Below are 12,573 nucleotides of genomic sequence, written 5' to 3'. Positions count from 1 at the left end.
GTCTGACCGGCTTCAGCACGTCTCCTGAAGCCGACGAAGTCCCAGCCATCCCGCCCCCTCATGCAGCAATGGCCCTCGATCTTACGGTCCATGACTTGCGCGCCGTGATCCACAAGAGAAGCCCTAGTCGTAAACGGTGGCTGCGCTGAGGGCTCGTGCGATGAAGGTCCAGTCGCCGTCGGCTGGAAGTTTCTTGTCGAGGTTCCGGTACCAGCCGTCCGAGCTGGCTATCCACGCGGCGAGGGCCCCAAGGAAGCTGTCGAGGGTGCGGGGCGGGACGGCCTCCACCCGTCGACCTCATCTGCCACCAGAGCAACCAGACCGACCCCAAGGCGATCCAGGTCCGGCACCAGGGTGTCTTCCTCGGATGGGTCGCCCGCGAGATTGCTCGCCCGCTTGCCCTCGCCGACGACGCCGCACCCCAAGTACACGCCCAACTGACCACCGATGCGCGCCTGATTGCGAATCAGATGGGGCTAGACCAGCTGCACGTGCATGACGTGCTCCCCCTGACCCATCACACGCACCCCGCAGCGACCACTTGCCCCGTACAACGAGGCCCTGCACGTCGGAATCAGCCCCGCTCGGCGGGCGAACGGCCAAACAGAGCCCCATGCAGGAACTCAGTGCCTGCCCGACACGCGCTCCACACGAGTTCCGCCCGAGCCTGTGCAGCAGCCGTCGTCCGGCGTCCGGACAGTCGGTACGCTGCCTGGCACTCACCGCGATAGGACCGAGATCGTGCGACAGCACCGGTTGTCTCGCTCGCTGCGGTCTGCTCACGTCTCATCGAAGGTGAGCGAGTACCCCCACTCACCTGAGTACGCGTACTCACGTGAAGGCGGAGGCTCGCTCGCAGACTTGACGCATGAGACGAACCCCCGCGCCGACCAGCACGACCACCGGCTCCCCGCGCCGTCTGCTGCCCATGCTCGCTGTGGCAACTCTCGCCGCACTGGCGCTCGCTGCCTGCGGCACCGAGAAGACAGGCGTCGGCGGACCGCAGAGCAGCCCTGCTGACAGCGCCAGGGTCCGGCCCAGTGCGGCCTTCACAGAGATGCTGAGCAAGGTCGCGCAGCAGTGTCCCCCGAGCGCTTCGCCAGAGGCGCCGCCGACCGGTCCTGCGCAGACGCCGCCGTCCGGGGAGACGCCGCCGAGCGACGCGGTCGAGCCGATCGCCCCCACGGCAGGGCCCGAGGTGGAGCTGAGCGCTCGGGACTGGTGTGCGAGCAACCTCCATGAAGAGCGCATCGCCCAGGCGCTGTGGGATCTGGCGGATCCCACCCCCGCAAAGGTCAGGGCGATCCTGAACGGTCTCGGCTACATCGACGGGCGCATCCATGGCCTCAAGCAGTCCGGTACGACCACACGGTTCTATCTCGATCTGCGCGACCAGGGCGGACGACTCTGCCTGGACGGCTCGGCAGCCGGTGAGGAGACCGTCATCGACAAGTGCGTAGCCCCCGCGACCGGCCCGTTCAAGGCTGGAGAACGGACAGTATGACGCCCGACTTCAGTCTCCTCGGCGATGCCCATTGGAGGTGATCGGCAACGCCGTCACCTCCAACGCCGCCCGCGACCTGGTCGGCAAGGTCGTCGAATCCCTCACCGGTGAAGACATCGCCCTACCCACCATGAGCGGCACCGCTCCGGCGCCGTCTTCGAGGGGGGAGACACCGGCGCACTCCTGCTGTCCAGCGCAGGCCCGTACCGTGGGGCGAGTTGGTGGGACGTCACTCGTCCTCGTACGTGTCCCGACTGTCAACCTGCCGGTATCTCTGGTCCTCACAGGGGATCGCGTACGGAGGGCGCTTGCGCGGGTCGCTCGTCGGATATCGGGCGGGCGGGCGCCTGACTGCTGTCGCGTCGGCCGGCGCGCCTGGGCTGACCCAGGACAACTCCGGCCAGGACCAGGACCAGTCCGCACAGTTGCTGAACGGTCACCACCTCTCCGGCGACTGCTGTACCGAGCAGGACCCCGGTAACGGGGTTGAGCAGCCCGATCAGTCCGACTGTCCCTGCGGGCAGGTGCCGCAGTCCGGTGAACCAGGCGGCGAAGGCCAACGCGGTGGCGACCAGGGCGACGTAGCCGAACGCGAGGAGGGTCGGGGTGGACAGCGCGGGCGGTGGGCCCTCCACGGCTGCGGCGACCGGGAGCAGGAACAGACCGCCGGCGGTGAGCTGCCAGGCGGTCGAGGCGAGCACATCGGTGCCGGCGCTCCACCGTTTGGTCAGGGTGTGGCCGAAGGACGACACCAGCATGGCGGCGGCCGAGGCGAGGATTCCCGGCACGCTCACGCCTTTCACCCCGGTGAGCAGCATGAGACAGACCCCGCCGAGGCCGATCGCGGCAGCGGCCAGGTGGGCGGTCCTGGGCCGCTCGGAGACCAGGGGCCAGGCGATGAGCATCATCGTCAGCGGGGACGCCGCCATGACGGTCGAGGCGATGCTCGTCGGAAGCAGTTGGGAGGCGACGTAGACGAGGACGAAGAACACGCTCATGTTGAGCAGTCCGAGCACCGCGGACCGCCACCACCACGCGCCGTGTGGCCGCCGCCTGCGCAGGGCGAGGAGTGCGAGGCCTGCGGGCAGTGCCCGCAGGGCGGCCCCGTAGAGCGGGCGGTCGGCCGGCAGGAACTCGTGGGTGACGAAGTAGTTGGTCCCCCATGCCACCGGTGCGACCGCGGTCAGTGCCACCCAACGCATATTAGCTTCCATGGAAGCTAATATAACTTCCCGGGAAGCTATTATGGAGTGCATGGAGCACGATGAACCTATGGACCGCGTGGCTCGCATCCAGGCCGACTGGCGCCGCGAGCGTCCCGACATCGACATCGCCCCGCAGGGCGTGATCGGCCGACTGCACCGCCTGGCCGACCGGCTCACCGAGGAACTCTGCCTCGTCTACGGCCGCTACGGCCTCAGCGAGGGCGAGTTCGACGTCCTGTGCGCACTGCGCCGCGCCGGGGATCCCTACGAGCGGGCACCCGGCGAACTCGCCGCGCACACCATGGTCACCACCGGTGCGATGACGAAGAGAATCGACCGCCTGGAGCGAGCCGGCCTCGTCACCCGCCGCCGCTCCGACGATGACCAGCGCGGCCGGATCGTCGCCCTCACCGGACCTGGACGCGACCTGATCGACCGAGCCTTCACCGACCACATGCGCAACGAACGCCGCCTGCTGGACCTGCTGACGCCCACCGAGGCCGAGTCACTCGAAACACTCCTCACGACCTGGCTCTCCGGCATGGAGCATTCGCGTACTCCCGGCCGCCAGTGACCCACCACATCGGACTCCCACCGGTGCCGTCGGGACCGCAAGCCGTCTACGACAAGACCACCAAGCCGCAGTTGGACGAGTTACGCAGGGCGCTGCGCGGCTTCGGCGTTGAATCGACAGCCGGCGCCCTCGGCCTGAAAGTGGACCTCGGCGCAGCTGCCGGGACGGTCCTCGGCGCGGCGGCAGCCGCAGGCGGCCAACTGGTAGTCGCCGGCACGGCCGTGACCGTCGCCGTTCTGCCCTACGTCCAAAATCACGGAGTTCTCGACGCCCGTGATCCGACTGGAAGACCGTGCCTGCCAGGGCTCATCAGCGCCTGTCCGCACTCCGGCAGCAACGTCACAGAGAGCAGCACCGCCAACGTGGTCAGAGGGTGGCCGCATGCGGCTGGTGCACCACCATCCACGGAGCACCGACGTCAGCATCCGGGTACCGACGTCCACCCCTCATCGACACGAACCGCCACGGCCGGTGTCCCCGTCGGCCGTGTTGATCCGGGTCCACGCGCAGTCATCCACGACTATGGGTGGAACATCCGATCCGGCCGGAGGTCCAGCATGCACGGTGACGGCTTTCCCGCCCCGGACTCCGGGCTCCTCCTCACCCATTTCCTGACCGTCACCGACGTCGCGCGATCGCGCGCCTTCTACACCGACGTCCTCGGCGGCAAGGTGGTGCTCGAGGAGAACCCCTGCACCGTCAAGCTCGCCAACGGGTGGATCATCATGAACCCGGGCGGCGGCCCCACCCCAGACAAGCCGGACATCACGCTGCGCCCGCCCACCGACCCGGGCACCGTCAGCTGCTTCCTCAACCTCCGCGTCGCCGACATCGAGGCCTGCTACCGCGAATGGACCGCCAAGGGCGCCCACTTCCTCACACCGCCCATCGACCGCAAGGCTGAACTGCGGTGCTACCTGCGCGACCCCGACGGCTACCTCATCGAAGTCGGCCAGGCCACCGGCATGCTGCAGGGTGTCTACGCGGACCCGCCCGCCGGCACACGCTAGCGACGTGCGGCCGCCCGGGCGGCACCAGGCGCACGGCGTCCCGCACACCGGCCCAAAGGGGGCGTAGGCATCAGCCGCGCAGCTGCGCGCACGTGCCACATTCCAGGTGGGCCGGTCCGCGGGGTGAAACGTCGACGGGCCCGCCGTCCAGGACCGAGGCGAGCGCTTCGAGGGCACGACGCTCGTACTCGGCCCGCTCCCCGGGCGTGGGTTCGGGTGCGTAGGGCCACTCCAGGCCCGGCAGCGGTCGTCCGACGTTGTCGTACGGCGGCAGATCGGGCGCCGGGTCCTCCTCCCAGGCATGGATCCGCCCGCCCCGGACCTGGAGCCAGCCGCCGCCGACGGCCACGGCGATCTGCACATCCGTACGTCCGTCGACGGGCTCGACGGCGTCACCGGTGCAGTAGTGGGCGAGGGTACGCCCGAACGCCTTGGTCTGCCCGCACCGGTGACCGGCGTGGATCTCGTCGAACATGCCCATGAAGTCCTCCCATCGAAATTGCGGCCGGTCAGCCCGCCCTGACGCAGCATGATGCCGCGTCGGGACGGCCGGTGCCGTCCGCCACCACCCATGCTGCCGAAACGGCGAACAGCACCGCGCCACCGATCACGAACACCGCTCCCCCTGCCACGACACGTCCATCCCGCTCCCTGCGCAGCCGGTGACGGCACCGCAGGCGCGCAGCCTGCCACCGGACCCGTGAGCAGAGCCGAACGCCCGACCACGACGGAGAGCCGGTCCGCAGGACCGGACACGACACCCCAGCGGAAACGCCCGTTCGCGCTGTCCAGGCGGCAGAAGGCCCCGCCGCCCGTGGCGCAGGCGCTCTCGCAGCCGTCCCGGCCGTCAGGCCCGGGCAACGACCTCGACGACCCGGAACACACCGCCGCTCCCGCACGGGGGACGGTGTTCGCCGACCGAGGCGCTCACTTTGATGCCTAGCCGGCCGACTTCGCGGTGTGGCGCCGGGTTTCCTCAAGATGGATATTGATGTAGCGGACAAGGCTCAGCGCGTCCTGGGGGTGGCCGGCCTGAAAGGTGATGCGGCGCAGCAGGCTGACGCTGTCGAGTGCGATGCCCTCGCGGGCGAGGATGAAGACGAGGGTGAGGAAGGCGGTGCGAGCGTTACCGTCGTCGAAGGGGTGGAAGAAGCAGATGTCGAGGTAGGCGCGGGCGGCGCGGGCAGTCAGGCCGAGAGGCCGGCCGGCGTCGAATTCGCTCTCGGCCAGGCACGTGTCGAAGCGGGCGTGCGTGTCCGGTCCGATGCCGTAGCGCTCCCGGCCTCCCTTGGCGAACGCGGGCAGACTGCGAAACCGTGGCGGCTGCGGGGTACCCAGTAGGTGCTGCTGCCAGCTGCTGAGCACTGCGAGGTCGAGCCGCGCTCCGCGTGCCGCGTCGGCGCGGAGCAGTTCCAGGGCGTTGAGCAGGCCCTCGGCCCGGGCAGCGTCGACGGCGCCGTCGAAACCCCGGATGTCCTGCGCCGCGCCGTCGCGGACGGGCTCCACCGGTCCGTCCGCGCCGCCGTCCGGGACCTCGTGCCACGGCACCGACTCGCGTACCGCGAGCCAGCGCTGCAGATCGTCCTGGGCCGGCGCGTCTGCGCGGGTACCGCCGTCGCCCGCCTGTACGGAGAGCGCGAGCTGCTCCGCGATGTCGTCGACCAGCTCCGTGTCAGGACCGGTCCAGCTCCGGAAGCGTCCACCGATCGCCGAGTCCACCAGCCCACTCGCCACGTCGGGCGCGACTCCCCACCGGCTGAGGAACCACGTCAGCACCTGGTGACAATGGCCGTGCCAGCCGCTGCCGCACCCGGTGCGGTCGACGACCTGCAGGATCAGATTCCGCGCCGCGCACTCCCACAGGATCCGCTGGTCTTCGATGCCGGCCAGGTCCAGCGGGTACGCCTCGAACCAGCCGGCGAGGTCCTCCAGCCACTCGCGCCACTCGCACAAGGCCGCCCCGACGCGGGCCAGTGTCTCCTCGGGGGTCGTAATCGAATCCCGCGGACAGCACCAGCTCCCTACCGGTCCGCCGTCGAAATCCCCCTCGTCGTGCGCCCAGCGCCACCCCACCGTCCAGCGGCCGTAGTGCTGTACGAGGGCGTACGACATCGCATCCGCCCAGGTCTTGCCCTCTCCGTAGCTCCAAGCGCTCATGGCGGGGTCTGCGAAGGAGACGTCCGGGCGGACAGGCACACACCGGGTCGGGCCGAGCGAGCCTATGATGCGCGCCGCAGACGCACCGTCGAACGCATGACGGGCGGGGTCTACCTCATCCCAGCTCAAAGAGCCCGGAGCCAACTCGATAAACACCACGCAACCCTGCCACGCCCACCCAGCACGGGCGCAAATGGTTTACGCAGCTCAGGAACACAACAGGCCCCCTGGCGCCGGCTCCAGCTGGGCATCGTCGGCCAGGAGGAGGCCTTCGCAGCGGGTCAGGCGGGGGCGGGACATGGGATCTCCACCGGGTCGTGGCGGGCAGCTGGTCGGCCAGTCGGCTCGATGTCCACGCCGGGCCCCGCAGGAGCTGTCCCGGCTCATCGCCAGGCACTCCTACTGGCAGAGTCCGGCAGAGAGCCCTGCGGCCCGCATGACGCTCAAGCAGCACGCACGGCAGCAGGCCCGCTCATGACCCGAAACACTCACCGGCAGCCCGCCGCACAGCAGCAGGATGCTGTGCGGCGCGCCCACCGCGAATGGATCGCCGCGCCCTGTGACCTATACCGCACCGAGGAATCCCGGATCGACCGGGCCCATCTGCCGGGCGAAGTCCGCGGCGACGCCGAGGACTTCACGCATCGGCACGGCACGTCGACTGGTGGCCGCGAGGTCCGCGCGAGCCTCCTGCGACCACAAGAACGGAATCACCGAGATGCCTTGTGAGAAGGACAACGCGGCCGCCTCCTCCCGCCAGCCCGGCCAGCGCAGCCCTTCGTAGAACTTCTCCAGCCGTCCGGACAGCATCCAGGAGATCCATACCGAGTGGCCCATCTCCATCACTTCCCACTCCAACGTGTCGGGGGCGAAGTAGGTCATCTGTCCTGGGGCACCGGGCCGACCCGCCGCTTCCGGGTCGTGGCCGTTCAGCGCGAACACTCCGCCCAGCACGTCGTGGCCCACGACCAGGCCCTTCGCCGGATGCCAGGCGGGATCGACATGGGCGGGGAACTCATTGACCTGGCCAAGGCTTGGCAGACTGCCGTGGTCTTCGCCCGACCCGCCACCGATCACACGCACCCATCCGTCATCGAGGACCAGGCCGCCGCTGTTCAGCGCTACGGCGCCGAGCACCGATCGTGCCGTGACTTGCATCTGCAGCAGGCACCGGCGGCCCTCGCCCCGGTCAACGGGCAGCACCCTTACTGGAACAGCGCTGGCCGTGAACAGCTCCCGCAGCTCGGGCCAAGCCGGGTCGTCCACGTTGATCAGCTCATTGATTCCACGCACCCGATGATGATCCCAGTGCTGCCCGACGTCTCCGACGCCAGGTCCGAGGGACAGGTTGCCATCGACGGCAGGCGACGCGGACTCCCGAAGTCCAGCACTTTGAGTCCCGCTGATTTCATCGGGCCGTGCGAAAGCCAGGGCTCCGCCGAGTTCAAGAGCCACTACTGCTCCGGTGGCGGCGACGTGTTCGCCCGTGACTGCCCGTTTCCGGCGAGTTCGAGAGCCGCCGCAGGAGTGAAACGCCGCAAGTGGTCGGTGGGACGCTCGGAGGCCGCACCGGGCGATGTAAAGGCCTCCTTGACGAACGAATCTCGTAAAGGCATCCTTGACATGTGACTGATTCGCCGATGTCTCTCGCGGGCCTGGCTGCTCGCCTCGCCGAGCAGGCCGCCGCCCTGGCGGGGTCGGCCGGCAGCCCAGTGGCTCAGCCGGCCTATCTCGACCTCGTCCGACGCGCCGAGGACGTCGACGGCCTGGCGGAGCAGGTACTGAAGCTGTGCGTGCAGCAGTGCCGGGATGCCGGCCACACCTGGCAGGAGATCGGGGACCTGCTCGGAGTCACCCGCCAGGCCGCGTTCCAGCGGTTCGGCAAGCCCATCGACCCGAGAACGGGAGAACCCATGGACAAGACCGTGCGCATGACCGACGCCGCCGCCCGAGCCACCGAGATCGCGGCCGCCGTCCTCGACGGCCGGATGGACGAAGCCCGCCGGTCGTTCAACGCCGAGGTACTGGCGGCATTCACCGACGACGTCCGCCTCGACGGGCTGGCCACGGTCGCCGGTCTGGTCGGCGCCTTCGAGGGCTTCGGCGAGGGCGAGCCGTTCGTTCGCCGCATCGGCGACCACACAGTCGTTGACGTCCCGCTGCGCTACGAGGCCGGCGACATGAAGGCCCGCGTCGCATTCGACACAGACGAAAAGGTCGCCGGCCTCTTCATCCTCGCGCCCGAAACCCCGTGAACCGCCCCGCCGCTCCCCGGGGCAACCGGCGGACCGCCAGGAAAGGCAGATGAACATGGCCCCGCCCACCTACGACGACGGCACGATCCGGTGCGACGACCAGGGGATCGCCATCCGCCGCTACTACCCCTGGGGGGCCAAGACGATCCGCTATGCCTCGATCAGGGGCGTGGAGACGCTTCCCCTGACCGGCGCGAACAAGGTGCGCAGGTGGCGCATCTGGGGCTCGGGGGACTTCGTCCACTGGTGGAACTTCGACCCCAACCGGCCGAAGAAGGTTGTGGCGCTCGTGCTCGACGTGGGCCACCGGGTCCGCCCCACGATCACACCGGACGACGCGGCCGCCGTCGCTCGCATCATCGCGGAGAAGAGCCCTCAGTGAGGCGCTCCTCCTGCCGAGGCAGGATGAAAATGATCCTTGGCTACCGGTCTGGCGCATGCGAACCCCGGCATCATCGGTCAGTTGGTTGTCCTGACGGGTGCACTGCTGCGCCCGTGGTGTCGACCGCTGAGCTCGGCGTCGAGCGTCTCCTGAGCCACGCGCATGACCTCGGCGTAAACGGGGTCCTGCAGCCGCTTCCACATCTCGCCCTCAGAAACGTCCTCAACGCGGCTGACCACCCACCAGATGTTGCCGAAGGGATCCCTGATACGCCCTCCGCGCTGTCCGAAGGCGTCGTCGGCCAGGGACGTGACGACATGGCCGCCTGCTGCGACAGCTTGTGAGAACGCCTCGTCCGCATCGGCCACGAACACGCGCAGCAGGCTCGGCATGGTGGGCCAGTCCGCGTGTCGGTCGAAGGCCAGCACGACGGTGTCGCCGACGCGGATCTCACCGTGCCCGATGGAGCCATCCTCGGTCGACACCCGTCCGAGCTCCTCACCCCCGAACGCCTGAGTGACGAAGTCAAGAAAGGCCCCCGTGTCGTCGGTGACGATCCAGGATGCAACGGTGGTGTAGCCCTCCGGCGCTGCGCTGGTCTGCTCGGGCATCGCGGTCCTTTCGCTGATGTTGGTTGCGAGCACCGACGATAGGCGTGAGCTAGGTCAGCTTCTGTCCTAAAGGATGTTGCACAAGGCTGAGTACGGGCAGATTGGGACCGGTGACGGGCCCTCGTACTCAAGATGCGAGGGCGGGATTGCGCATGCGGGCGACGACCCGGACCGTGCGATGGCGGCAAGAGCAGTTGCGGACCGAGCTGCTCTCGCGCCGCCGCGGTCGCGGCCGGGCCGAGCACCGAGAAAATTCGCATGTCGACATGATGGGCGGCCCACTAGCGTGCGGTCATGACCGAGGAGATATGGGCGCACGTGCGCCAGCGGGTGCTCCGGCTGGCCGGACACCCGGGGGCGGAGAAGGTCTTCGGGGCACAGGGGCACCGGTTTGGGCTGAGTCCGGTCATGGACGAGGAAGAACTCCAGGCGCTCGAGGCAGACTTGGGAATCGGTCTGCCGGCGCAATACCGGAACTTTCTGCTGTGCGTAGGCGGCGGAGGTGCCGGCCCCGACTACGGTCTCATGACGCCCGTCCGGGACGACGGTGGGTGGCAGTGGCGCGGCATCGGGCTCGCCTGTCCGGGGCAGTCGACCACGGCCGAGTTCGCCGGACGGCCCTTCGTCGCCGAGGCACTTCAGCAGGACCTCGACTCGCTCGAGACACAGGAGCCGCAGTCAGAGGCCTTCGCGGACGACGACGCCTTTCGCCGCGCACAGGCGGCATGGGACGCGCGCTACGAGGAGCTGTACGACGCCCAGGAGGCAGGAGCGGTGTTCCTCAGTGAGCAGGGATGCGGCTACGCCTCGCTGCTGGTGATGACGGGCCCCCACCGGGGGGCCGTCTGGGAGGATCTGCGTCCTGCGGACCTGGGGATCAAGCCGTCCGGGTACGACTTCGCCCACTGGTATCTCAGGTGGCTCGAGCGCACCGAACGGCAGCTCGAGGCAGCGCCGCCAGGGCAAGTCGACTCTTGTCGGGCCTGACCACCGCGCGGGGACAGCGCAGGTGCTGCCCGCCGTCGCGGATGTGCAGGGTGAAGGTCCCGGGTCTGGGCCGGCCCGCCTCGTCGTGGGCCCACAGCATGGCCTCGATCCGTTCCCGCAGCCGCACCGGGCCGACCGTCCGGTCGGGATCAGTCCACGGCCGTTCTCCGACGGCGGGTCGGGCCGCCGTCACGCACGCTAGTAGATTCCCGGCATGCCCATTTCTCCTGCCCCTGAGCGAGCCACGTTCCGGGGGGTGCTCGCGTCGCTGCCGCGACCGCGGACACGCCGCCAGCGGCGCGCCACCGCTCTTGTCGTGCTCGCCGGCGGTATATGGCTTCAGCAGGCGATCGAACCCGTGCCCGGCGATCACGCCCCCATGGCCATCTGCTCCGCCGACGGCTCCACCCTGCGCGCAGACGTCGACGCGGACGGACACCTGGACGAGATCAACAAGAGCACCGGCTCGGTGGTCTTCCAGAGAGACGATCACCGCAGCGTCGACGACGCCGTCGGGTTCTGGCAGATGCTGGGGGGATTATGGAAGGACATGAAGACGCGGGGAGCCTTCGGAGACTTCGACGGCGACGGTTACCTCGACCTTGCCGTCTTCTACAGCCAGGAGAACACTGGCGACGAACCGGAGGACAACATGGTGGTGCATGAGGTGCGCTACGGGCCTCTCGCGCGCGACCTGAGCAGCGGCCGGATCGGCACCATCCGTATGTGGTCGTCGTCGTTCGTGTACGAAGCACGGGCCATCGACGCCAACCACGACGGCCGCGCCGAACTGGAGGTCTTCCAGTCGGGCGGGGACGGCGCCGTCTACAGCGTCATCGGCCGGCAGGACAGGGGCGGCGTGTCCGTGAGCCGTGAGGAGACCGGCCAGTACGGAGAGTGGGACTTTCCCTCCTACGACCCCGACGCCCTCGGCTACGGCGCCTGCGCGGATCGCCGGTCGGCAGGGCCTGAGCTGGACCCGTCGTAGGACTTCTGCGGTCGGCCGAGCAGGGCAAGGGCCCGGCCTGGCCCGCAAATCGCGGTGGAGTTCACGCGAGGAGCAGGACGATTCCGTCCTCGTCGCTCACGCTGCGGACGTCCGCTATGAACACCGACGACGCGTCGGACCCGTCGTGGACCCGGCAGCCGAGCTACGGCGGCTGCGAACAAGCAGCAGCTTCCAGCGGCTGCCGCTGATCGCCGATCCGTTGGGACGCTCCCGGGGCTGAGGGGCCCGATCGAAGAGGCGAGAAAGGTCAGGGCTGCGCCGTTCGGAACGCGAGATACCGGCTGAACGCTTCGTGGCTGTCGGGAGTGAAGTTCCACTCCGACAGGGCCGAGTGAAGCTCCGACTCGGTCAGCCAGCCATGCCAGGCAATCTCATCGAGAGCGGGGGTCAGAGAGTCCGGAATCACGGCTTCATGCACGCCGAGCCAATGAGGGCTCAGGCCACTGCGGTTGATGAACGTGAACAGCAGGCGCGGCAAACCACAAATGCCCAGCTCTTCGGCCAACTCCCTTGCGGCAGCCTGTTCATAGGATTCGCCGACGTCCGCGGCGCCACCGACCATGACCTCGTGGAGCCCGGGGAAGCGCAACAGCTGCTCCGACCGCCGATGGACGAGGATCCGGCCACGCTCATCACGACACACCGTCGAGGCGATTCGATGCAGCCAACCCTCCCGGATGGCCTGCCGACGGGTGACCACCCCCAGGACACGATCTTGACCGTCGACGCGCTCCACCAGTTCATCCACGAAGCACACCCTGGCAGAACCCATTGACAACGCCGCCAGCGCCGCCTTGCCGTGTTCGACGCAGACCGACAGCAACCAGGCGGCCCAGTCATGCACTATGGTCAGCTTGAAGTTTCATCCGACATGAGAAG

At 68.8% G+C, this 12,573-nt stretch carries 15 protein-coding genes; 8 read left to right on the top strand and 7 right to left on the bottom strand.

Annotated features, from left to right (window positions below):
- Nucleotides 1-123: 123 nt before the first annotated feature.
- Nucleotides 124-288: a DUF7660 family protein gene (locus tag FNH09_RS50255; RefSeq protein WP_420802781.1), complete on the bottom strand. Its 165-nt coding sequence runs from the start codon at nucleotides 286-288 to the stop codon at nucleotides 124-126.
- A gap of 580 nt (nucleotides 289-868) precedes the next feature.
- Between FNH09_RS50255 and FNH09_RS48905 the strand changes: the two genes are divergently transcribed.
- On the top strand, nucleotides 869-1,504 hold the full coding sequence (locus FNH09_RS48905) for a hypothetical protein (RefSeq protein WP_152892386.1): 636 nt from the start codon (nucleotides 869-871) through the stop codon (nucleotides 1,502-1,504).
- 281 nt (nucleotides 1,505-1,785) lie between these two features.
- Here FNH09_RS48905 and FNH09_RS26780 read toward each other — a convergent pair whose 3' ends face one another.
- The gene (locus tag FNH09_RS26780; protein WP_152892403.1) at nucleotides 1,786-2,706 is read right to left on the bottom strand and encodes an EamA family transporter; all 921 of its coding nucleotides are present in this window, start codon (nucleotides 2,704-2,706) and stop codon (nucleotides 1,786-1,788) included.
- Nucleotides 2,707-2,776: 70 nt separating this feature from the next.
- Here FNH09_RS26780 and FNH09_RS26775 point away from each other — a divergent pair, with 70 nt between their 5' ends.
- Nucleotides 2,777-3,283: a MarR family winged helix-turn-helix transcriptional regulator gene (locus FNH09_RS26775; RefSeq protein ID WP_238427124.1), complete on the top strand. Its 507-nt coding sequence runs from the start codon at nucleotides 2,777-2,779 to the stop codon at nucleotides 3,281-3,283.
- A 557-nt stretch (nucleotides 3,284-3,840) separates the two neighbouring features.
- Nucleotides 3,841-4,293, top strand: coding sequence for a VOC family protein (locus tag FNH09_RS26770; RefSeq protein WP_152892382.1), 453 nt, complete (start codon nucleotides 3,841-3,843; stop codon nucleotides 4,291-4,293).
- Between the two features lie 70 nt (nucleotides 4,294-4,363).
- Here the strand turns inward: FNH09_RS26770 and FNH09_RS26765 are convergent, their stop codons facing one another.
- From FNH09_RS26765 to FNH09_RS26755, 3 genes are all read right to left on the bottom strand, one after another.
- On the bottom strand, nucleotides 4,364-4,774 hold the full coding sequence (locus FNH09_RS26765; protein ID WP_152892380.1) for a hypothetical protein: 411 nt from the start codon (nucleotides 4,772-4,774) through the stop codon (nucleotides 4,364-4,366).
- A 458-nt stretch (nucleotides 4,775-5,232) separates the two neighbouring features.
- Nucleotides 5,233-6,450 (bottom strand): Fic family protein, encoded by a 1,218-nt coding sequence (locus FNH09_RS26760; protein ID WP_238427123.1) that lies wholly within the window; start codon nucleotides 6,448-6,450, stop codon nucleotides 5,233-5,235.
- A gap of 564 nt (nucleotides 6,451-7,014) precedes the next feature.
- On the bottom strand, nucleotides 7,015-7,743 hold the full coding sequence (locus FNH09_RS26755; RefSeq protein WP_162469141.1) for a DUF2625 family protein: 729 nt from the start codon (nucleotides 7,741-7,743) through the stop codon (nucleotides 7,015-7,017).
- A 15-nt stretch (nucleotides 7,744-7,758) separates the two neighbouring features.
- On the opposite strand from FNH09_RS26755, the gene FNH09_RS47175 reads away from it, so the two are divergent.
- Genes FNH09_RS47175 through FNH09_RS26745 form a run of 3 tightly spaced genes read left to right on the top strand, consistent with a single transcriptional unit; the run spans nucleotide 7,759 to nucleotide 9,087 of the window.
- Nucleotides 7,759-8,079, top strand: a complete 321-nt coding sequence (locus tag FNH09_RS47175) for a hypothetical protein (protein WP_162469140.1) — start codon at nucleotides 7,759-7,761, stop codon at nucleotides 8,077-8,079.
- Nucleotides 8,076-8,705: a DUF3887 domain-containing protein gene (locus tag FNH09_RS49900; protein WP_152892378.1), complete on the top strand. Its 630-nt coding sequence runs from the start codon at nucleotides 8,076-8,078 to the stop codon at nucleotides 8,703-8,705. The genes FNH09_RS47175 and FNH09_RS49900 overlap by 4 nt, the downstream gene beginning before the upstream one ends.
- 49 nt (nucleotides 8,706-8,754) lie before the next feature.
- Nucleotides 8,755-9,087: a PH domain-containing protein gene (locus FNH09_RS26745; RefSeq protein ID WP_238427122.1), complete on the top strand. Its 333-nt coding sequence runs from the start codon at nucleotides 8,755-8,757 to the stop codon at nucleotides 9,085-9,087.
- Between the two features lie 77 nt (nucleotides 9,088-9,164).
- Here FNH09_RS26745 and FNH09_RS26740 read toward each other — a convergent pair whose 3' ends face one another.
- Nucleotides 9,165-9,698 carry a VOC family protein gene (locus tag FNH09_RS26740; RefSeq protein WP_152892376.1) on the bottom strand — a complete coding sequence of 178 codons (534 nt, stop codon included), beginning with the start codon at nucleotides 9,696-9,698 and terminating at the stop codon, nucleotides 9,165-9,167.
- Nucleotides 9,699-9,992: 294 nt separating this feature from the next.
- On the opposite strand from FNH09_RS26740, the gene FNH09_RS26735 reads away from it, so the two are divergent.
- Together FNH09_RS26735 and FNH09_RS49895 are read left to right on the top strand one after the other, a co-directional pair.
- Entirely contained in the window at nucleotides 9,993-10,685 is a 693-nt protein-coding gene (locus tag FNH09_RS26735; RefSeq protein ID WP_152892374.1) for an SMI1/KNR4 family protein, read from the top strand.
- A gap of 256 nt (nucleotides 10,686-10,941) precedes the next feature.
- Nucleotides 10,942-11,673, top strand: a complete 732-nt coding sequence (locus FNH09_RS49895; protein ID WP_152892372.1) for an FG-GAP repeat protein — start codon at nucleotides 10,942-10,944, stop codon at nucleotides 11,671-11,673.
- A 268-nt stretch (nucleotides 11,674-11,941) separates the two neighbouring features.
- On the opposite strand, the gene FNH09_RS26720 is transcribed toward FNH09_RS49895, so the two are convergent.
- On the bottom strand, nucleotides 11,942-12,466 hold the full coding sequence (locus FNH09_RS26720) for an NUDIX hydrolase (RefSeq protein ID WP_152892394.1): 525 nt from the start codon (nucleotides 12,464-12,466) through the stop codon (nucleotides 11,942-11,944).
- Nucleotides 12,467-12,573 lie beyond the last annotated feature (107 nt).

Source organism: Streptomyces adustus (genome assembly GCF_009377175.1).
In the GTDB taxonomy this organism is placed as follows: Bacteria; Actinomycetota; Actinomycetes; order Streptomycetales; family Streptomycetaceae; genus Streptomyces; species Streptomyces adustus.
Note: the sequence above shows the minus strand (reverse complement) of the source record. Positions and strands in the feature narration are given on the sequence as shown.

What these genes read in the sequence shown, in the direction of transcription:
- FNH09_RS26770 (WP_152892382.1), top strand. Translation starts at nt 3,841, where the DNA reads ATGCACGGTGACGGCTTTCCCGCCCCGGACTCCGGGCTCCTCCTCACC.
- FNH09_RS26775 (WP_238427124.1), top strand. Translation starts at nt 2,777, where the DNA reads ATGGACCGCGTGGCTCGCATCCAGGCCGACTGGCGCCGCGAGCGTCCC.
- FNH09_RS26735 (WP_152892374.1), top strand. Translation starts at nt 9,993, where the DNA reads ATGACCGAGGAGATATGGGCGCACGTGCGCCAGCGGGTGCTCCGGCTG.
- FNH09_RS26745 (WP_238427122.1), top strand. Translation starts at nt 8,755, where the DNA reads ATGAACATGGCCCCGCCCACCTACGACGACGGCACGATCCGGTGCGAC.
- FNH09_RS26760 (WP_238427123.1), bottom strand. Translation starts at nt 6,450, where the DNA reads ATGAGCGCTTGGAGCTACGGAGAGGGCAAGACCTGGGCGGATGCGATG.
- FNH09_RS48905 (WP_152892386.1), top strand. Translation starts at nt 869, where the DNA reads ATGAGACGAACCCCCGCGCCGACCAGCACGACCACCGGCTCCCCGCGC.
- FNH09_RS26765 (WP_152892380.1), bottom strand. Translation starts at nt 4,774, where the DNA reads ATGGGCATGTTCGACGAGATCCACGCCGGTCACCGGTGCGGGCAGACC.
- FNH09_RS26720 (WP_152892394.1), bottom strand. Translation starts at nt 12,466, where the DNA reads ATGGGTTCTGCCAGGGTGTGCTTCGTGGATGAACTGGTGGAGCGCGTC.
- FNH09_RS26780 (WP_152892403.1), bottom strand. Translation starts at nt 2,706, where the DNA reads ATGCGTTGGGTGGCACTGACCGCGGTCGCACCGGTGGCATGGGGGACC.
- FNH09_RS26740 (WP_152892376.1), bottom strand. Translation starts at nt 9,698, where the DNA reads ATGCCCGAGCAGACCAGCGCAGCGCCGGAGGGCTACACCACCGTTGCA.